Source organism: Burkholderia sp. MS389, from assembly GCF_016899425.1.
GTDB classification, from domain to species: domain Bacteria; phylum Pseudomonadota; class Gammaproteobacteria; order Burkholderiales; family Burkholderiaceae; genus Burkholderia; species Burkholderia sola.
The window spans coordinates 1,592,766-1,612,662 of sequence record NZ_CP045995.1 but is presented as its reverse complement, the minus strand read 5'-3'; the positions used below and the strand labels follow the sequence as shown (position 1 = coordinate 1,612,662).

The following is a 19,897-nucleotide window of genomic DNA, read 5'->3' as shown; positions in this document are numbered from 1 at the left end:
AAGCTGATCGATGCGGCGCGCCGGTTGAAGTACCGGCGACCTGCGTAGCAAGATGAGACATGTTGGATTCTCGTGTGTGATACACACAACTCAAAATTACTGCTTCTTCCAGGATTGGTCGCGCTGCGAAGTAACGCGACAACCCCCTTTGCCTGATGACCATAGCGAGTCGGTCCCACCCCTTCCCATCCCGAACAGGACCGTGAAACGACTCTACGCCGATGATAGTGCGGATTCCCGTGTGAAAGTAGGTAATCGTCAGGCTCCCTTAGCCAGAAACCCCCGCCCGACAAGGCGGGGGTTTTTGCATTTCGGCGTCCCCAAAAGCATGTGGCGAAGCGTGACCGAGGCGACTCCGCTTTCCGCTTACGCAATCCATCGCAGCGAGCGAGCCCCTCATTCAGCGCTCTGCCGTTCTCGAGCACTCCGCGGTTGTGCCGTCTGAATCTCTCACCCCTCCCGCCAACCGGACCCATCCATCTTCAGATCGATTCCGTCCCACGCCATACTTCGGGTGACGATGTTGTGATGGCCGGTGATGCGCGATATTGAGCGACAATGATTGATAAATACCGCTTTCTGGCGAAAATCTCCGCATCTGCGCGTTCCTCGAGGCACCGCGTCATGCGCATCACTCGGCGAACGCAGCGCGAAATCCTCACAAAAATCTATGCGCATAAAGTTCATTCGCGCGACGTGCGCGACGTGCGCGACATGCGCGGCAGAGCGGGGAGCCAACCCTTCGGGGTAATATCACCGTTCGTCCCGATTCCCGGGTGCTTGCCTGCATCCGCCCGCGATCGGCGCTTTTTGCATTCCGTCTCACGCATCGTTCATGACTGACAGCCCTGCCCAAGGTGGTCGGACGACCGACTTCTTGCCGTATCTCGTCGCCGCGACGTTCTTCATGGAGTATCTCGACACGACCGTGATCGCGACCGCGCTACCGCAAATGGCGCGCTCGTTCGGTGTGGGGCCGAACGCACTGAGCCTCGGGATGACGGCCTACATGCTGGCGCTGGCGGTGTTCATTCCGATCAGCGGCTGGATCGCGGATTGCTATGGTTCGCGCACCGTCTTCGCGAGCGCGATCGTCGTCTTTACCGGTGCGTCGGTGCTGTGCGGGCTGTCCGAAGGCGTGATGTCGTTCACGGCTGCCCGGCTGCTGCAAGGTGTCGGCGGGGCGATGATGGTGCCGGTCGGGCGGATGATCGTCGTGCGCAGTACCGAGAAGGCGAAGCTGATGCGTGCGATCGCGACGATCACGTGGCCGGGCATCGTCGCGCCCGTCGTCGGGCCGCCGATCGGCGGCTTCATCACAACCTATGCATCGTGGCGATGGATCTTCCTGTTGAACGTCCCGTTCGGCCTGGCCGCGCTCGTTTGTACCTGGCTGATCGTCCGGAATACGCGGACCGACGAGCAACGGCCGCTCGACTGGGTCGGCTTCGTGCTGGCCGGCGGCGCCTTGACCTGCCTGCTGATCGGCACCGAAGCGGCCGGTCAGCAGGATGTCGACTTCGCGCGCGCGGTTGTCCTGGTGGGTGCGAGCGTGCTGTTCGGTATCGCCGCATGGTTGCATGCGCGACGCTGCGCGCATCCGCTGCTCGATTTCACGACGCTGAAGGTGCCGACGTTCTCGGTGACGGTCATCACCGGCTCGATCACGCGGATGGCGATCAACGCCGTCCCGTATCTGCTGCCGCTGCTGTTCCAGATCGGTTTCGGGCTGTCGCCGTTCCAGTCAGGGCTGCTGCTGCTCGCGAGCGCGCTCGGCAATCTCGGGATGAAGGCGGGCACGTCGTGGATCCTCGACCGTTACGGCTTTCGGCGCGTTGCGCTCGTCGACGTGACGATCGTCGGCATCTTCACGATCGCATGCGGCTGGCTGACCGCGTCGACGCCGCTGGCGATCACGCTGCTCGTCGTATTCGTCTACGGGCTCACGCGGTCGATGCAGTTCACGACGCTCGCGACGCTGGCTTATGCGGACATCCCGGCTCAGCAGACGAGTGCGGCCAGCACGCTGTGGAGCGCCGCGCAGCAGATGACGATCGGGATGGGGATCGCGTTCGGTGCGTTGTCGCTGCGGCTCGCGGCATGGGGGCGCGGCGACGCGGCCGGCATGCATTACGTGCTCGACGATTTCCGCTGGGCGTTCGTCGCGGCGGGCGTGCTCGCGCTGCTGACGTTGCCGGGCTACGCACGGCTGGCGCTCGATGCCGGCGACCGGCTGCGAGCCAGCGTGGCGCGAGGATAGGCTGGACTGCAAATCATGTTGGCGGGGCGACAGGTGAGTAAGCGTGTTTCGTCGTGCTCACTGGAAGCGCTGATTCATTGCGACCGCGATTGCTTGACGGTCAGCGCAATCGGTCTTCGGCTGCCGCGGGCGAGCGGTGTTCTGGCCGGCCATGCTCGGTTGGACCGCTTTCCTCACGGTGGCATGCGGTGCCGAGACGAGCATGAATGCAATGCGCAATAAGTGGCGCGGCAGCAGCGCAGCTGTCCCCGCTCCCGCTACTGCGCGTCATGGAAGATGATGCCGACCGTGTGGCGATGGCCGCTTCGGATCCGGCTCACGCCGTGGCGCAGGTTGACGCGATAGACGCCGCGGGTTCCCTGCACGGGCCGGCCGTGTACCGCGAAGATCACTGCGTCGCCTTGCGTCAGCGGCACCACTTCCGCACGCGACTGCATGCGTGGCCGCTGTTCCGTCAACACGAACTCCCCGCCACTGAAATCGCGGCCCGGCGCCGACAGCAGGATCGCGACCTGCAGCGGAAACACGTGCTCGCCATACAGGTCCTGATGGAGGCAGTTGTAGTCGTCGGCGCCGTATTGCAGGATCAGCGGCGTCGATCGCGTCTGTCCTGCCGCGTGGCAGCGATCGAGGAACGTCGCATGGTTTTTCGGATAACGGACGTCGATCCCGAGTGCCTGGTTCCAGCGATTCGCGATCGGTGCGAGATGCGGGTAGATCGTCGTGCGCAGCTCGGCGATGATCGCAGGCAGCGGATACGCGAAATATTTGTACTCACCGCGGCCGAAGCCGTGTCGCGCCATCACGACACGTGAACGATAGAGCGCATCGCGGGGATAGAGCGACGCGAGCGCATCGCACTCGCTTGCCGACATCAGGCCCGGCACGCGCGCGCATCCGTAGCGATCGAGCTCGGCATCGACGCTCGGCCAGTCGAGGGAGTCGACGCGTTGCGCGATGTCCGGCGGTTCGACGGCAGGGGGCAGATCGAGAATGTTCACGGGCGTACCTCGGGGCATCGGCGGTGTCGCGCCGGGCGGTCGCGCACGGTCGAATCCACGACGAAAGTTGACGAACCCAGTCTAGCGGCGTCCGGGCGCCGGCACGCTCCAGATCTTGCGCTTTAATTCCGGCCAGGAAACGGGGAAACGTTGAAGGCGCGGTATCGGCACACTGAATGTGGCGACGGGCCGGAGCGGCGAGGGAAGCGGAAAGGCGGAGAAGCGCCACATCCAACCTACCGCAGCAGGTAGCCGGCTATCGCCCGCCCCCCGCCGCGTACACGATCACGCCAGCGACCGGAACAACCAGTAAAGCCCAGCCGCCAGCGCAATCGACGCCGGCAGCGTCAGCACCCATGCGAGGACGAGGCTGCGCACCGTGCTCCATTGCAGCCCGGAGCCGTTCGCCGCCATCGTGCCCGCGACACCCGACGACAGCACGTGAGTCGTCGACACGGGCAGCCCGTACATGTCGGCGGCGCCGATCGTCAGCATCGCGACCAGTTCGGCCGATGCGCCCTGTCCGTACGTCAGATGCTGCTTGCCGATTTTTTCGCCGACGGTCACGACGATCCGCTTCCATCCGACCATCGTGCCGAGACCCAGCGCGATCGCGACGGCGACCTTCACCCACGTCGGAATGAACTTCGTCGCGTGGTCGAGCTGCTTGCGATAGTTGTCGATCGCGAGCTTGTCGTCGGCGGCGAACGCGGGCTGGCCCGACTTCTCCATCAGACGAATGGCTTCGGACACCAGATACATCGTGTTGCGCACGTTGTCGACGTCGCGCTGCGGCACGGCCGCCATCGAGCCCGACGCGCCGACGGCGGTCGCAAGCGACGTGGACAACTGCGCGACGGCCGGCAGCACGGCGGGCGTCAGTTCGCGATGCTGCACGTAGTGTTCGACATCGGCGCGCGGGTTCGCGGACGGCGCGACGCCGTTCGTGTATTTCCCGAACGTCGCGGCCGCCTGGTTCGCGACCGCCACGAAGGTCTGCGATTCGGCGGGCGTGACGGCCTTGTTCAGCGCATACGCGGTGGGCACCGTGCCGATCAGGATCAGCATGATGAGGCCCATCCCTTTCTGTCCGTCGTTCGACCCGTGCGCGAACGACACGCCGGTGCAGGTGAGGATCAGCAGGCAGCGAATCCAGAACGGCGGCGGCTGATCCTTCGGCGGCTCCTTGTACAACTCAGGAATCCGCACGGCGGCCTTCAGCACGAGCAGCAGCAGCGACGCACACAGGAAGCCGACGATCGGCGACAGCAGCAGCGACTTGCCGACGCCGAGCGCCTGGCCCCAGTCGACACCGCTCGTGCCGGACGGCCCGTGCAGCAGCTGGTTCATCAGCCCGACGCCGATGATCGACCCGATCAGCGTGTGCGAGCTCGACGACGGCAACCCGAAATACCAGGTCGCGAGGTTCCAGACGATCGCGGCGATCAGCAGCGCGAACACCATCGCGAAGCCCGAGCCGCTGCCGACCTGCAGGATCAGCTCGACCGGCAGCAACTGCAGGATCCCGAACGCGACGGCGCCGCTCGAAACCATTACGCCGAGGAAGTTCCACATGCCCGACCAGATCACCGCGACGTTCGGCGTCAGCGAGTGCGTATAGATCACGGTCGCGACCGCATTCGCGGTGTCGTGGAAGCCGTTGACGAATTCGAAGCCGAGCGCGATCAGCAGCGCGGCGCCGAGCAGCAGGTACGGGAACAACGTCCCTTCGCGGACCGGCGCCAGATCGTCGATCAGGTGCGTGGCGATATAGACGGCGCCGAGCACGAGCACCAGCAGGAACGCGGCATAGCCGATCTGCCGGGTGCGTGCGACGGAGCCCGGATTGTTCGGGGCGGATGAAGCAGGTTGATTCATGACGGCATCTCGTGAGGGAACCGCGTCCGATCCTAGCTGCGGCTAGCAGTCAGTTTGATGACAGTCGGGATGACGAACGGTGTGTCTTACGGGATGTAAGGCGAGCGGCGACATGCGACGCGTCGGCGCGCATCGTTCGCTCACATAGTGAGCAGGACAGTGAGTTTACGCGCCGGTGTCGCGCACGTTGGCGGCCGTCGCGGCCAACGTCCAGCCGCTCGGCGACGCGACGAATGTCGTGCACGACAGCGGCGCGACGTCGAGACGCGCGGCGGCCTCGAGGCTCATCCGCCGCACGTGCGCGAGGGTTGCGCGGACGATCGGCGCATGCGTGATCGCGACGACATCGCGATCCGTCGGCAGCGTGCTCAACCATGTGCCGACCCGATGCGCGGCGGCGTCGAACGATTCGCCGCGATGCGGCGACGCGGACGGCGTGCCGATCCACGCGGCCAGTTCGTCGGGCAGGTCGCGCGCGAGATCGTGCAGCCGCTTGCCGCGCCAGTTGCCGTAGTCGATGTCGCGCAGCGCGTCGTCGATGTCGGCGTGCAACCCGAGCGCATCGGCGGTCTGCGTTGCGCAGCGTGCCGGGCTGCACAGCACGAGCGAGCCGGCAGCACCCGTCAACCGGCCGCGCAGCGCAGCGGCTTCGGCGAGCCCGTGCGCGTCGAGCAGGTCGTCGTCGGGAAACGTGCCGGTGCGCATCGCGCGGGTCGATGCGTGTGCGATCAGGCAGAGCGAGGCAGGTTTGGTCATGTCGGTTGTCGGATGATCCGGAGCGGGACGCGCTTACCCGTGTGTCATCGCTTCAATACGCGAACGTTCGCGCGTACAATTCGCCCGATACGAAGCGCGGAAGCCGGTGCAATTCCGGCGCGGTCGCGCCACTGTAACCGGGGAATCGACGATCCCGGAAGCCAGACCTGCCTTCGTACCCATCCATCATTTGTCGGGGCGCGATTCCCCTGAGGTGCATCCATGAGCGAAGCAGTGCTGAAGCCGGCGGTCGTGCCGGCACCCATCCCCGTCCGCGAGCTGTTGCCCTGGGCCGTGTTCGTCGGCCTGATCCTGCTGCTCGCGCTGTATTTCGTCGGTGCGGAACAGGGCGCGACGTCGCTCGTGCCGGGCATGTATGTCCACGAATTCGTCCACGACGGCCGCCATCTGCTCGGCTTTCCCTGCCACTGACGCGGAGCCTGCGATGGTCGGAAAGCTACTCATGCGCGGGATGCTCGCAGGCATCGCCGCGGGCCTCCTCACGTTCGGTTTCGCCAGGATCGTCGGCGAACCGCAAGTCGATCAGGCGATCGCCGTCGAAGAGAAAACCGCCGCCGCCCAAGGCGAGGCGCCGGAACCCGAGCTGGTCAGCCGCCACACGCAGGCCGGCCTTGGGCTGCTGACGGGCGTCGTGACGTACGGCGCGGCATTCGGCGGGCTGTTCTCGCTGGTGTTCGCGTATGCGTACGGACGCGGCAGCCGCCTGCCGGCACGGCCGCTGGCCGCGTGGCTCGCGCTGGCGGCGTTCGTCGCGCTCGTGATCGTGCCGAACCTCAAGTACCCGGCCAATCCGCCGTCGGTCGGCGACCCCGACACGATCGGCTATCGCACCGGCCTGTTCTTCCTGATGATCGCGATCTCGGTCGCGACGATGGTGTTCTCGGTCGGCGTGCGCCGCCATCTGCTGGCGAAGCTCGGCCCGTGGAACGCATCGATCGTCGCCGGGCTCGTGTTCGTCGCGATCATCGCGGCCGTGCAGATCGGGCTGCCGTCGGTCAGCGAGTTGCCGGCCGATTTTCCGGCGACCTTGCTGTGGAAGTTCCGCGTGGCGGCCATCGGCATGCAGGTGATCATGTGGACGACGATCGGCCTGCTGTTCGGCGCGTGGGTCGAGCGCGGCGAACGCGCCGGCCTGCGCGCCGCCTGACGCGCGGGGCAACCGGGCGCGCCTAGCGCAGCATGCGCGGCGCGCTCCACGTCGATTCGCGCGCCAGCGCGACGAACGCGGCCAGATAGTCGATCGCTGCGTCCGCTTCGCGGATGCCGAGGAAGATCTGCTTCGCGATGCCGTTCTTGCCGAGCTTGACCGGCACGACCGGCATCCGGTCCGCATACTCGTCGGCAAGCCACCGCGGCAGCGCGGCCACGCCGCGCGCGCTCGCGACCATCTGCAACATGATGTCGGTCGTCTCGATCGACTTGTGCCGCCTCGGCACGATGCCGGCCGGCGTCAGGAACTGGTTGTAGATGTCGAGCCGGTCGGTCTCGACCGGGTACGTGATCAGGATCTCATCGGTCAGTTGTTCGGGCGTCACGTAGTCGACATTCGCGAACCGGTGCGAATCCGCGACCACCAGCACCTGTTCGTAGTCGAACACCGGGTCGAAGCGCAGCCCCGGCTTGTTCAGCGGATCGGGCGTCACGAGCACGTCGATGTCGTAACCGAACAGCGCGCCGATGCCGCCGAACTGGAAGCGCTGCTTCACGTCCACGTCGACGTCGGGCCAGCGCGACAGGTACGGCGACACGACCTTCAGCAGCCACTGATAGCACGGGTGGCACTCCATCCCGATGCGCAGCGTGCCGCGCTCGCCCTTCGCGTACTGCTTCATCCGCTCCTCGGCGAGCTCGAACTGCGGCAGCAGCCGGTTCGCCAGCTTCAGCAGATAGTGCCCGCCCTGCGTGAGCCGCAGGCCGCGGCCTTCGCGGTCCCAGATCGCCGTGCCGAGCTGCTGCTCGACTTTCCTGACGGTGTGGCTGAGCGCCGATTGCGTGAGGTGCAGCGCATTGGCCGCCGCGGTCAGCGAGCCCTGGCGCTCGACTTCACGTATGACGACGAGATGGAATCGTTCCAGCATGGATTGCGTGCATCGGGCAGATGCATGAAAAATGTTAATGGATGAATGAAATAATGCCATTTTATTTCATGGTTTGAAATCCCTATGATGGCTGCCGGATCTACACTTTCTTCTGGACGGCAGCTTCATGGTCACGACACACAACCTCGGTTTTCCGCGCATCGGCGCGAAGCGCGAACTCAAGTTCGGTCTCGAACGCTACTGGAAGGGTGAATCGTCGCGCGACGAACTGAAGGCGCTTGGCGCCGAGTTGCGCCGGCGTCATTGGCACGACCAGCGCGATCTCGATCTCGCGCCGATCGGCGACTTCGCGTTCTACGACCAGGTGCTCGACATGAGCTTCACGCTCGGCAACCTGCCGAAGCGCGTGCAGGATTTCCACGGCGATGCGCTCGACAATTATTTCCGCGTCGCACGCGGCCGTTCGGCGCAGTCGACGGAGGAGCACGCCGCGTGCTGCGGCGGGGTCGCGGCCGGTGAAATGACGAAGTGGTTCGATACGAACTACCACTACATCGTGCCGGAGTTCCATGCGGACACGAATTTCTCGCTCGATCCGTCGCGTCTGCTCCAGCAACTCGCCGAAGCGACCGCGCAGGGCGTGAATGCGAAACCGGTGATTCTCGGCCCCGTCACGTACCTGTGGCTCGGCAAGGCGAAGGACGATTCCGACCGCCTCGCGCTGCTGCCGAAGCTGCTGCCGGTGTACGGCGCGCTGCTCGACACGCTGACCGCGCAGGGTGTCGAATGGGTGCAGATCGACGAACCGATTCTCGTGACCGAGCTCGATGCCGAATGGCGCCAGGCATTCCGCATCGCGTACGAGGCGCTGGAAACGCGCCGCATCAAGCTGCTGCTCGCCACGTACTTCGGCCAGCTTCAGGACAATCTGACGCTCGCGGCGTCGCTGTCGATCGACGGCCTGCATATCGACGCGATCAATGCCCGCGACGAAGTCGACGCGCTGGTGCGCGAACTGCCGCCGGAGCGCGTGCTGTCGGTCGGCGCGATCAACGGCCGCAACATCTGGAAGACCGACCTGAACGCCGCGCTCGACTGGCTCGAGCCGCTCGCGAAGCAACTGGGCGACCGGCTGTGGCTCGCGCCGTCATGCTCGCTGTTGCACGTGCCGGTCGATCTCGCGAGCGAAGAGAAGCTCGACGCGGAAATCCGCTCGTGGCTCGCGTTCGCGCTGCAGAAGCTCGACGAGCTGAAGGTGCTTGCGACCGCACTGAACGAAGGCCGCGACAAGGTGGCCGACGCGCTCGCCGCGAATGCCGCCGCGATCGATTCGCGGCGCCGCTCGCCGCGCGTGAACAACCCGGCGGTGAAGGCCGCGCTCGCGCGCATCGACGCGCCGCTCGGCAACCGCGCGAGCCCGTATACGCAGCGTGCATCGAAGCAGTCGGCGCGCCTGAACCTGCCGGCGTTCCCGACGACGACGATCGGCTCGTTCCCGCAGACCGCCGACATCCGCCAGGCGCGCAGCCGGTTCAAGGCCGGCGCGCTGGACGAAGCCGGCTATCGCGCGGCGATGCAGGCCGAGATCGAACGCAGCGTGCGCGAACAGGAATCGCTCGAACTCGACGTGCTCGTGCATGGCGAAGCCGAGCGCAACGACATGGTCGAATACTTCGGCGAACAGCTCGACGGCTATGCGTTCAGTCAGTTCGGCTGGGTGCAGTCGTACGGTTCGCGCTGCGTGAAGCCGCCGATCCTGTTCGGCGACATCAGCCGCCCGAAGGCGATGACGGTCGAGTGGATCGCCTATGCGCAGTCGCTGACGGACAAGCCGATGAAGGGCATGCTGACCGGCCCCGTGACGATCCTGAACTGGTCGTTCGTGCGCGACGACCAGCCGCGCTCGGTGTCGTGCTACCAGCTTGCGCTGGCGATCCGCGATGAAGTGCTCGATCTCGAGAAGGCCGGCGTGCGCGTGATCCAGATCGACGAAGCCGCGCTGCGCGAAGGGCTGCCGCTGCGCCGCGCGCAATGGAGCGACTACCTGAAGTGGGCGGTCGAGTCGTTCCGCATCACCGCGAACGGCGTGCAGGACGATACGCAGATCCACACGCACATGTGCTATTCGGAGTTCAACGACATCATCGCGTCGATCGCCGACATGGACGCGGACGTGATCACGATCGAGACGTCGCGCTCCGACATGGAGTTGCTCGATGCGTTCGACACCTTCAAGTATCCGAATGAAATCGGGCCGGGCGTGTACGACATTCACTCGCCGAACATCCCGACGCAGGATCATATCGTCGGGCTGATGAGGAAGGCGGCCGAGCGGATTCCGGCGGAACGTCTGTGGGTGAACCCGGACTGCGGGCTGAAGACGCGTCAGTGGGAGGAAGTGATTCCGGCGCTGACGAACATGGTCGCCGCGGCGAAGACGCTGCGTAGCCAGGTGCGGTAACCACGCAGCGAACGCAGGGCGGTAGCGGTCGCCGATCGTCGATCATCGATCATCGATCGGGCGGCAAAGAAAACGACCCGCGAAAGCGGGTCGTTTTACGTCATGCATGCATGTGCGACAGGCGCTACGCGTCGAGCGCTACGCGGCGCGTGCGCCGCGCGGCAGCGCTTCGCGCGTCTTGCCGGGCGCGCCCGCATCGTCGATGCTGACGCGGCGCGAGATCAACCACACGCACAGCGACGACAGCACGGCGGCGCTCGTGTACTGGAGCGCGAGCGGCCACCATTGCGGGGCCGCGTTCTGCGCGATCAGCGTCGCGACGAGCGGCGTGAGGCCGCCGGCGAGCGCGCCGCACACCTGGTACGCGATCGAAATTGCCGTATAGCGGATCCGTGCGATGAAGATGCCGCTGACGAAGCCCGCGACGACCGAGTAGTAGCCCGATTCCGCGAGCGTCGCGAGGCCGACGCCGACCGTGATCGACACCGGCGTGCCCATATGCACGAGCGGCAGCATCACGAACGGGACGATCATTGCCCACGCGCCGGTGATCAGCAGTACGCGCGTGGTGCCGAAGCGCTGCGCGAGGAACGCGGCCGCGAGCTGCACGACGAACTGCAGCACCGCGACGATCGTCATGCAATGCAGCACCATCGACCGGTCGAGCGACAGGAACTGGGTCGCGTAGCTGATCATGAAGATGTTGCTGAAATACACGCCGGCGATCCCGTACACGTTCGCGCCGATCGCGAGCAGCAGCAGCGGCCAGACCTTGAGCGCCTCGCGCAGCGGTTTTTGCGCGATGTTGCCGCTCTTCCTGACTTCCTCGAACTCGGGCGATTCCGACACGCTCGCACGGATCACGAAGCCGACGACCAGCAGCACGGAACTCGCGAGGAACGGCACGCGCCAGCCCCAGCTCATCATGTCGTCCTTCGACAGCGTGCTGATCGCGCCGAACGCGAGCATCGACAGGATCAGGCCGCTCGCGCTGCCCAGCTGCGCGAACGACGCGAAGAACGTGCGCTTGCCTTCGGGCGCATGCTCGCCGGCCAGCAGCACCGCGCCGCCCCATTCGCCGCCCACTGCGATGCCTTGCAGCACGCGCATCAGCACAAGCAGGATCGGTGCGATCACGCCGGCTTGCGCATGCGTGGGAAGCAGGCCGATCGCGACCGTCGACACGGCCATCAGCATCAGCGTCGCGAGCAGCGACCGCTTGCGGCCGAAGCGGTCGCCGAGATAGCCGAACATCACGCCGCCGAGCGGCCGCGCGAAGAAGCCGACCGCGAACGAGCCGAACGATGCAAGCAGGCTGATGAAACGGTTTTCGCCGGGAAAGAACAGCGGCCCGAACACGATGGCGGCGGCGGTCGCATAACTATAGAAGTCGTACCACTCGATCGTGGTGCCGACGAACGACGCGAGCGCCGCCCGCTTCGGTTGCTTGACGGAAGTCCCCATCTTTCTGTGTGCTCCTCTGGAATCCTCTGATTTGGAATAGGTCGTGTAGCGGGATCGGTCGTCAGTCGCGATACGCGACGCCCGGCAGCACGCACAGCAGCTCGTACGCGAGGTTCGCGCCGAGCAGCGCGGTGGTGCCGAACGGGTCGTACGGCGGCGCGACTTCGACGAGATCGCAGCCGACGATGTTCAGCCCCTTCGCGCCGCGGATGATCTCGAGCGCCTGCGGCACCGTGAGGCCCGCGATTTCCGGCGTGCCGGTGCCCGGCGCGTAGGCCGGATCGATGCCGTCGATGTCGAACGTGATGTAGACGGGCGTGTCGCCGATGCGCGCGCGCACTTCTTCCATCAGCGGCGCGAGCGACTTGTTCCAGCATTCCTCGGCCTGGACCACGCGGAAGCCCTGCTCGCGGCACCAGTCGAAATCCTCGGCCGCGTAGCCGGTGCCGCGCAGGCCGATCTGCGTGACCTTGTCGCCGTGCAGCAGTCCTTCCTCGACCGCGCGGCGGAACGGCGTGCCGTGCGCGATCTTTTCGCCCATCATCGTGTCGTTCACGTCGGCATGTGCATCGACGTGGATCAATGCAACCTTGCCGTGCTTGCGGTGGATCGCGCGCAGGATCGGCAGTGCGATCGTATGGTCGCCGCCGAGCGTGATCGGCTTGCAGTCGTGCTCGAGAATCGCGTCGTACGCGGCTTCGATGCGGGCGATCGAATCGTGCAGGTTGTACGGGTTGATCGCGACGTCGCCGATGTCGGCGATCTGCAGCGAATCGAACGGTGCTGCGCGCGTGGCCATGTTGTACGGGCGCAGCAGCACGGATTCGGTGCGGATCTGGCGCGGGCCGAAGCGCGCGCCGGTGCGGTTCGACGTGCCGAGATCGAACGGCACGCCGACGAAACAGGCGTCGAGGCCTTCGGCGCTCGACACGTGCGGCAGGCGCATCATCGTCGCGATGCCGCCGGAGCGCGGCATTTCATTGCCGCCGAGCGGCTGGAAATGGATGGGGTCGTTCATGGGGTCGTCTCTTCCGGTGTGGGGCTGCCGTATCATGCGACGCGGCCTGGCGCACAGTTTTACGCGCTCGGCCGGGAAAGAAGAATGCGAAGATATCGACGTAAACATCGATCTTCATCGATGTATGGAAGGGGATGAACGTGCTGGGGAATCTGTCGACCCTCGATCTGCGGTTGATCCGCGTGTTTCTCGCGGTCACGGACGCGGGCGGCGTGTCGGCCGCGCAGGCGATGCTGAACGTCGGCCAGTCGACGATCAGCGCGCAGCTGTCGTCGCTCGAGACGCGGCTCGGCTACCGGCTCTGCGAGCGCGGCCGCAGCGGCTTCCGGCTCACGCCGAAGGGCGAGCGGTTCCACGCGATGAGCCGCAGGCTGCTCGCGGCGCTCGACGAGTTCGGGATGGCCGCGCGGCACATGGACCGCCAACTGGTCGGCACGCTGAACATCGGCCTGATCGGTCATACGCCGGTCAGCCAGAATGCGCGGATCGCCGAGGCGATCGCCGCGTTCCGCACGCGCGACGAGGCCGTGCGCTTCTCGATTTCGGTGCGCGCGCCGGGCGATCTCGAGGAAAAGCTGCTGAGCAACGAGATCCAGATCGCGGTCGGCTATTTCTGGCATCGCGTGCCGACGCTGCACTACACGCCGCTGTTCATCGAGCGGCAGGTCGCGTACTGCGGCCGCGGCCATCCGCTGTTCGAACGCGCCGGCACGCTGACGCCGGCCGACGTCGCCGGCTTCGAGTGGGCCTGGCGCTCGTATCCGCTGCCGGAGGCGCAGATGTCGACGACGCCCGATCGCGTGACCGCGACCGCCGACAACATGGAGGCCGTCGCGCTGCTGATCCTGTCCGGTCATCACCTCGGCTACCTGCCGCAGCACTTCGCGGCGCCGTATGTCGCGCAGGGGCTGCTCGCGCCGCTCAATCCCGAGCAGCTGCACTATGAAGTCACGTTCCACATGGTCGTGGCGCGCGACGGGCGCGGCGATCCGGTCGTCGAAGCGTTTCTCGAGGATCTCGAACGCGCGCATCAGTCGCTCGACGCGGTGTGACGCCGGCGCGGCCGACAATGTGAACAAGCGTTGCGCGCGCGGCTTGTCGGCCCGGCGTGCGTCACGGCACCGGCAACCCCGCGTCGTGCTTCACCTCGCGCAACGACAGCGCCGATTCGATCGACGTCACGCCCGGCAGCATCCGCAGCGAATCGCGCAGGAACGTGCCGTAGTCGTCGAGGTCGCGCGCGACCACCTGCAGCAGGTAATCGGCCGTGCCTGCTACGTTGTGGCACGCGAGGATCCGCTCGATGCCGAGCACTTCCCGTTCGAACCGGTCGGCGACCTTGCGGTCGTGCGTCGCGAACCGCACGAGCACGAACGCAACCACGCCGAAGCCCAGCGCCTGGCGTGACAGCTGCGCGCGATAGCGCTCGATGTAGCCGTCGTTTTCCAGACGTTTCAGGCGCCGCGCGCACGGCGTCTCGGACAGGCCGACGGATTCGGCGAGCCGCGCGATCGGCAGGCGGCCGTCGCGTTGCACCGCGGCGAGTATCGCGCGGTCGGTTTTGTCGAGCTCGGTCATGTTGGTGGAATCCTTTTTACAGTTTCGTGATTGTGGCGGATTCCCCTATGAATCGCCATTCCTGAGCCAAAGTTGGCCAATAATCCCTCCGCCTTCAGCGGCAACATATCGTCATTGAAGGACGGGGGCAGACCATGATTTCCACGCATTTGCTGTTGATTTATCTCGCCGCGCTGGCGGCCATTTACGCGGTGCCCGGGCCCGACATGGCGCTCGTGCTGCAGACCAGCATCGGCCGCGGCGTGCGGCCGGGGATGGCCGCGGCGGCCGGCCTGTCGCTCGCGCGCACCGCGCACGTGACGCTGTCGGCGTGCGGTGTCGCGGCGCTGATCCGCAGCGCGCCCTGGTTGTACGAGGTGATCCGCTACGGCGGCGCGTTCTATCTCGCGTACGTCGCGATCCAGGTGTTCCGCTCGCCGGTGTTCGCGCTCGGCGACGGCGACGCGGCGGCGGGCGAGTTGCGGCAATCGTTCGTGAAGGGGCTGCTGACCAACCTGCTGAACCCGAAGGCGCTGCTGTTCTGCTCGGTGCTGCTGCCGCAGTTCGTGCGGCCCGAGGCCGGGCCGGTCGTCTGGCAGATGTTCGCGCTCGGCGCGCTGCTGGTGGCGGCCGGCGTGTGCTTCGACCTCGCGTGCGTGTTCGGCGCGTCGCGCATCGCGGCGTGGATGCGCGCGCATCCGCTCGCGCAGACGGTGCAGCGCTGGACCTTTTCCGCTGCGTTGATCGGTTTTGCGCTGCGGTTGTCGATGGACTGAGACCGAGCGCCGCCGCATGGTCGCCGGCGGGTAGGCAGGCCGCGCGGGCGCGCCATGCGCGAATCGACACAGGCCGCGCGCGATGCCGGCCTTCGCGCGCACGCTTGCCGCAGAAGGGCGTGCGCGCAAATCGTCTGACTGTTCTAAACTTCCTCTACCTTCGCGCCGTCGCAAACGCGCCGTCGCAAACGCGCCGTCGCAGACGCGCCGTCGCGAATCGACTGACCGAACGGAACCGTCTTCCGCGGGCTATGTCCGATTTCCTGGCTGTTCCGTGCAACGCGGTACCAAGGAGGGTCTGAACATGGCAAGGCATCTTCAAGCCGACCGTGAACCCCGTATCGTCGCCGAGTCCAAGTGTCTCGGCCAGTGCGATCCGGCAGAACGCATCCACGTCACGATCATGTTGCGGCGGCAGGAAGAAGGGCAACTCGATGCATTGGTCCACCAGCTCGCCAGCGGCGACGCCGGTGCAAAACCGCTGTCGCGCGACGCATTCGCGCAGCGTTTCTCCGCCAATCCCGACGACATCCGCAAGACCGAGGACTTCGCGCACCGTCATCAACTGGCGGTCGATCGTGTCGACCCGGTCGAAAGCGTCGTCGTGGTGTCCGGCACGATCGCGCAGTTCGAAGCCGCGTTCAGCGTGAAGCTCGAGCGTTTCGAGCATCGGTCGATCGGCCAGTATCGCGGCCGTTCGGGCCCGATCACGCTGCCCGACGAGCTCGGCGATGCGGTGACGGCCGTGCTGGGCCTCGACAGCCGGCCGCAGGCGCGGCCGCACTTTCGCTTCCGTCCGCCGTTCAAGCCGGCGCGCGGCGCGGCGGCCGTCACGTTCACGCCGATCCAGCTTGCGTCGCTGTACGACTTTCCGGCCGGCGACGGCGCCGGGCAATGCATCGCGATCGTCGAACTCGGCGGCGGCTATCGCGCGGCCGACATCCAGCAGTATTTCCGCGGGCTCGGGATCACGACGCCGCCGACGCTCGTCGACGTGAACGTCGGCACCGGCCGCAACGCACCGACCGGCGAGCCGAACGGCCCGGACGGCGAAGTCGCGCTCGACATCGAGATCGCCGGCGCGATCGCACCGGCCGCGAAGATCGCCGTCTACTTCGCGCCGAACAGCGACGCGGGCTTCATCCAGGCCGTCAACGCGGCCGTCACCGACAAGACCAACCGGCCTTCCGTGATCTCGATCAGCTGGGGCGGCCCGGAAGCGATCTGGCAGGCGCAGTCCGCCCATGCGTTCAACCGCGTGCTGCAGGCGGCCGCCGCGCAGGGCATCACCGTCTGCGCGGCGTCGGGCGACAGCGGCTCGGGCGACGGGCTGCAGGATGGCGCCGATCACGTCGATTTCCCCGCGTCGAGCCCGTACGTGCTCGGCTGCGGCGGCACGCAGCTCGACGCGCTGCCCGGGCAGGGCATCCGCAGCGAGGTCACGTGGAACGACGAGGCGGCCGGCGGCGGGGCGGGCGGCGGCGGCGTCAGTTCGCTGTTCGACCTGCCGGCATGGCAGCAGGGGCTGAAGGTCGCGCGCGCCGACGGCACCACCTCGCCGCTCGCGAAGCGCGGCGTGCCGGACGTGGCCGGCGACGCGTCGCCGCAGACGGGTTACGAAGTGTCGGTCGCCGGCACGCCTTCGGTGATGGGCGGCACGAGCGCGGTCGCACCGCTGTGGGCCGCGCTGATCGCGCGGATCAATGCGACGGCCGGCGCGCCGGCCGGCTGGATCAATCCGGTGCTGTACAAGCATCCGGGCGCGCTGCGCGACATCACGAAAGGATCGAACGGCACGTATGCGGCCGCGTCCGGCTGGGACGCGTGCACGGGCCTCGGCAGCCCGAACGGTGCGCAACTCGCCACGATCCTCGCGCGCAAGCCGTCGAGCTGACGCGCCGGCGCACGCCTTTCCGTTCGACGCGGGTGGTCTGCCCGCGTCTTTTTTCACCTCCAGGAGCAGCACGATGGGCATCGATTCCGCATCTTCCGGCGGCGTGTATCCGCTGCATCACGGCGACCACAATTCGCATGGCGTGCCGCCGACCATCAACCCGGTCGCGCTGAGCCACGGCCGCGACCAGCCGTTCTTCGATCCGGTCGCGTACGGCAACGGCCCCGACGACTCGGTGACGGACACGACCGAGGCGGCCGCGATCACGCACCACACGATCCTGATCGATGGCAAGCGGATCGCGTACACGGCGACGGTCGGCCACCTGGTGACGGTCGATCCGAGCAGTTCGCAGCCGGCCGCGAAGATTTTCTACGTCGCGTTCACGGCCGACGGCGCGAAAGAGGAAACGCGGCCCGTGACGTTCTTCTATAACGGCGGGCCCGGTTCGTCGTCGGTGTTCGTGCTGCTCGGCTCGTTCGCGCCCAAGCGTATCAAGACGTCGATGCCGGGGTTCACGCCGCCCGCGCCGTACCAGATCGAGGACAACCCGGACAGCATGATCGACCACAGCGACCTGGTGTTCATCAATCCGGTCGGCACCGGCTATTCGGCGGCCGTCGCGCCGAACAAGAACCGCGACTTCTGGGGCGTCGACCAGGATGCGAATTCGCTGAAGCAGTTCATCAAGCGCTACCTGACGAAGAACAACCGCTGGAATTCGCCGAAATACCTGTTCGGCGAATCGTACGGCACCGCGCGCAGCTGCGTGCTCGCGTACAAGCTGCACGAGGACGGCGTCGACCTGAACGGCGTCACGCTGCAGTCGTCGATCCTCGACTACCGGCAGGCCGGCAACCCGGTCGGCGCGCTGCCGACCGCCGCGGCCGATGCGTGGTATCACAAGAAGCTCGGCATCAAGCCGGCGCCGAGCGATCTCGGCGCGTTCGTCGAGGAAGTCGCGCAGTTCGCGCGCACCGACTACCTGAGCGCGCTGCGCGCGATGCCGCATGCGAACCCGGCCACCGTGCAGAAGCTGTCGGCATACACGGGCATCGATACGGCGACGCTGCAATCGTGGGGGCTCGACATCGCCGGTTACGACACGCGCGGCAATTCGCTGTTCCTGACGACGCTGCTGCATGCGCAGGGGCTCGCGCTCGGTTCGTACGACGGCCGCGTGACCGGGATCTCGTCGGGCATCGCCGGCAAGATCGACCCGAATTCGGGCGGCAACGATCCGACGATGACGGCCGTGACGGGCGTCTATACGGCGATGTGGAACAGCTACCTGAACGAGCAGTTGAAGTTCACGTCGAACTCGGCGTTCACGGACCTGAACGACCAGGCCTTCAAGAACTGGGATTTCAGCCACATCGACCCGACCGGCGCGCAGCAGGGCATCGATGCGCAGGGGAACGTGATCCTCTACACGGCCGGCGACCTCGCCGCGGTGATGGCGCTGAACGTCGACCTGAAGGTGCTGTCGGCGAACGGACTCTACGATTTCGTCACGCCGTTCTACCAGACCGTGATCGATCTGCAGCAGATGCCGCTGGAGGACCAGAAGGTGCGGCAGAACCTGTCCGCGCGATTCTATCCGTCGGGGCATATGGTGTATCTCGACGGCGGCTCGCGCACCGCGCTCAAGCGCGACCTCGCGACGATGTACGACGCGACGGTCAGCGATACGGGCGCGCGGCTGCGGATTCGTGCGCTGCAGGCGAAAAAGACGGGCGGGAACGCATAGCGTTGCCCGGCGCCGATGTGCCGCGCGCAGCCGTGACGGTGCGCGCGGCGGTATGTCGGTAGCCGGGCGGCCGGCTTAGGCGGTCGGCCAGTCGAACATCGTGTACGGCAGCGCGCGCTTGTGGCGCGACCCGTCGTAGAAGCGCAGCACCGTTTCGTAGACGCGGTCGGCGACCGGCTTGCCTTCGAGGAAATCGTCGATCTCGTCGTAGGTCACGCCATACGCGTGCTCGTCGGGGCGCAGCGGGCGCAGTTCCTCGAGGTCGGCCGTCGGCACCTTCATCACGATCAGCTCGTCGCCGCCGAGCGCGCGTGCGACCCCGCGCACACGACGCTTGCTCAGGCCCGCGAGCGGCAGGATGTCCGCGCCGCCGTCGCCGAACTTCGTGAAGAAACCCATCAGCGATTCGGCCGCGTGGTCGGTGCCGATCACGATGCCGCGCCGCGCGCCGGCCACCGCGTACTGCGCGATCATGCGCTCGCGCGCCTTGATGTTGCCGTGCACGAAATCCTGTTGCGCGGGGTTTTCGAACGCGTGGCCGGACGCGACCAGCGAACGGAGCATCGCATCGGCGGCCGGCTTCACGTCGACCGTCAATACCTCGTCCGCGCGCACGAACGCGAGCGCGCGCTGCGCATCGCCTTCGTCGTTCTGCACGCCGTTCGGCAAGCGCATCGCGATGAAGCGCGCGTCGTAGCCACCGGCGCGCAGCTTTTCGACCGCGAGCTGCGCCAGCCGGCCGGCCGTCGACGAATCGACGCCGCCGCTGATGCCGAGCACGTAGGTCCGCAGGCCGGTCGAACGAAGGTATTGCGCGAGGAAATCGACGCGGCGGTCGATTTCGGCCTCGGCGTCGAAGTGCGGGGCGACGTTCAGTTCGGCAATGATCGCGCGTTGGCGGCTGGCGTAATCGGCGGATGTCATGAGGAAAGTTCCGGGACGAAATGCAAGGCGCTCATCATAAGCGCAATCGCGGCGCGCCGCCGCGCCGGACAGGCGTTTCCGGCGGTTTCGCGTTGCAT

The 19,897-nt window shown here is 66.5% G+C and carries 16 protein-coding genes, 1 rRNA gene and 1 riboswitch; of the genes, 9 read left to right on the top strand and 8 right to left on the bottom strand.

Annotated features, from left to right (window positions below; translation table 11 throughout):
- Nucleotides 1–151: 151 nt before the first annotated feature.
- Together rrf and GJG85_RS23540 are read left to right on the top strand one after the other, a co-directional pair.
- Nucleotides 152–264 (top strand): 5S ribosomal RNA (gene rrf / locus GJG85_RS23545).
- Nucleotides 265–835: 571 nt separating this feature from the next.
- Nucleotides 836–2,260 (top strand): DHA2 family efflux MFS transporter permease subunit, encoded by a 1,425-nt coding sequence (locus tag GJG85_RS23540; protein WP_204383899.1) that lies wholly within the window; start codon nucleotides 836–838, stop codon nucleotides 2,258–2,260.
- 257 nt (nucleotides 2,261–2,517) lie between these two features.
- On the opposite strand, the gene GJG85_RS23535 is transcribed toward GJG85_RS23540, so the two are convergent.
- The 3 genes from GJG85_RS23535 to GJG85_RS23525 form a co-directional block, all read right to left on the bottom strand.
- On the bottom strand, nucleotides 2,518–3,279 hold the full coding sequence (locus GJG85_RS23535; RefSeq protein ID WP_060733620.1) for a 2OG-Fe(II) oxygenase: 762 nt from the start codon (nucleotides 3,277–3,279) through the stop codon (nucleotides 2,518–2,520).
- Nucleotides 3,280–3,546: 267 nt separating this feature from the next.
- Complete coding sequence (locus GJG85_RS23530) at nucleotides 3,547–5,139, bottom strand: inorganic phosphate transporter (RefSeq protein WP_050016329.1); 1,593 nt, start codon at nucleotides 5,137–5,139, stop codon at nucleotides 3,547–3,549.
- 165 nt (nucleotides 5,140–5,304) lie between these two features.
- Nucleotides 5,305–5,895: a histidine phosphatase family protein gene (locus tag GJG85_RS23525; protein ID WP_050016327.1), complete on the bottom strand. Its 591-nt coding sequence runs from the start codon at nucleotides 5,893–5,895 to the stop codon at nucleotides 5,305–5,307.
- Between the two features lie 46 nt (nucleotides 5,896–5,941).
- A riboswitch (cobalamin riboswitch) is annotated at nucleotides 5,942–6,085 on the top strand.
- Nucleotides 6,086–6,117: 32 nt separating this feature from the next.
- Here GJG85_RS23525 and GJG85_RS23520 point away from each other — a divergent pair.
- The gene (locus GJG85_RS23520) at nucleotides 6,118–6,327 is read left to right on the top strand and encodes a CbtB-domain containing protein (protein WP_006488502.1); all 210 of its coding nucleotides are present in this window, start codon (nucleotides 6,118–6,120) and stop codon (nucleotides 6,325–6,327) included.
- 13 nt (nucleotides 6,328–6,340) lie between these two features.
- A complete protein-coding gene (locus GJG85_RS23515) occupies nucleotides 6,341–7,063 on the top strand; it encodes a CbtA family protein (RefSeq protein WP_050016325.1) in 723 nt (240 codons plus the stop codon).
- Between the two features lie 22 nt (nucleotides 7,064–7,085).
- Here GJG85_RS23515 and GJG85_RS23510 read toward each other — a convergent pair whose 3' ends face one another.
- Nucleotides 7,086–7,994 carry a LysR family transcriptional regulator gene (locus GJG85_RS23510; RefSeq protein WP_050016323.1) on the bottom strand — a complete coding sequence of 303 codons (909 nt, stop codon included), beginning with the start codon at nucleotides 7,992–7,994 and terminating at the stop codon, nucleotides 7,086–7,088.
- Nucleotides 7,995–8,121: 127 nt separating this feature from the next.
- On the opposite strand from GJG85_RS23510, the gene metE reads away from it, so the two are divergent.
- Nucleotides 8,122–10,416 carry a 5-methyltetrahydropteroyltriglutamate--homocysteine S-methyltransferase gene (metE, locus tag GJG85_RS23505; protein ID WP_050016321.1) on the top strand — a complete coding sequence of 765 codons (2,295 nt, stop codon included), beginning with the start codon at nucleotides 8,122–8,124 and terminating at the stop codon, nucleotides 10,414–10,416.
- Nucleotides 10,417–10,554: 138 nt separating this feature from the next.
- On the opposite strand, the gene GJG85_RS23500 is transcribed toward metE, so the two are convergent.
- Together GJG85_RS23500 and speB are read right to left on the bottom strand one after the other, a co-directional pair.
- Nucleotides 10,555–11,880 carry an MFS transporter gene (locus tag GJG85_RS23500; RefSeq protein ID WP_050016318.1) on the bottom strand — a complete coding sequence of 442 codons (1,326 nt, stop codon included), beginning with the start codon at nucleotides 11,878–11,880 and terminating at the stop codon, nucleotides 10,555–10,557.
- A gap of 61 nt (nucleotides 11,881–11,941) precedes the next feature.
- On the bottom strand, nucleotides 11,942–12,898 hold the full coding sequence (gene speB, locus GJG85_RS23495) for an agmatinase (RefSeq protein WP_050016317.1): 957 nt from the start codon (nucleotides 12,896–12,898) through the stop codon (nucleotides 11,942–11,944).
- 134 nt (nucleotides 12,899–13,032) lie between these two features.
- Here speB and GJG85_RS23490 point away from each other — a divergent pair, with 134 nt between their 5' ends.
- Nucleotides 13,033–13,950, top strand: a complete 918-nt coding sequence (locus GJG85_RS23490; protein ID WP_179233179.1) for a LysR family transcriptional regulator — start codon at nucleotides 13,033–13,035, stop codon at nucleotides 13,948–13,950.
- 61 nt (nucleotides 13,951–14,011) lie between these two features.
- Here GJG85_RS23490 and GJG85_RS23485 read toward each other — a convergent pair whose 3' ends face one another.
- Nucleotides 14,012–14,476: an Lrp/AsnC family transcriptional regulator gene (locus GJG85_RS23485; protein ID WP_050016315.1), complete on the bottom strand. Its 465-nt coding sequence runs from the start codon at nucleotides 14,474–14,476 to the stop codon at nucleotides 14,012–14,014.
- A gap of 134 nt (nucleotides 14,477–14,610) precedes the next feature.
- Here GJG85_RS23485 and GJG85_RS23480 point away from each other — a divergent pair, with 134 nt between their 5' ends.
- From GJG85_RS23480 to GJG85_RS23470, 3 genes are all read left to right on the top strand, one after another.
- The gene (locus tag GJG85_RS23480) at nucleotides 14,611–15,231 is read left to right on the top strand and encodes a LysE family translocator (RefSeq protein ID WP_050016313.1); all 621 of its coding nucleotides are present in this window, start codon (nucleotides 14,611–14,613) and stop codon (nucleotides 15,229–15,231) included.
- A gap of 304 nt (nucleotides 15,232–15,535) precedes the next feature.
- Nucleotides 15,536–17,125 carry a S53 family peptidase gene (locus GJG85_RS23475; RefSeq protein ID WP_204383897.1) on the top strand — a complete coding sequence of 530 codons (1,590 nt, stop codon included), beginning with the start codon at nucleotides 15,536–15,538 and terminating at the stop codon, nucleotides 17,123–17,125.
- Between the two features lie 73 nt (nucleotides 17,126–17,198).
- Nucleotides 17,199–18,875, top strand: coding sequence for a peptidase S1 (locus GJG85_RS23470; RefSeq protein ID WP_089489687.1), 1,677 nt, complete (start codon nucleotides 17,199–17,201; stop codon nucleotides 18,873–18,875).
- 75 nt (nucleotides 18,876–18,950) lie between these two features.
- Here GJG85_RS23470 and nadE read toward each other — a convergent pair whose 3' ends face one another.
- On the bottom strand, nucleotides 18,951–19,799 hold the full coding sequence (gene nadE / locus GJG85_RS23465) for an ammonia-dependent NAD(+) synthetase (protein ID WP_204383895.1): 849 nt from the start codon (nucleotides 19,797–19,799) through the stop codon (nucleotides 18,951–18,953).
- Between the last annotated feature and the right edge of the window lie 98 nt (nucleotides 19,800–19,897).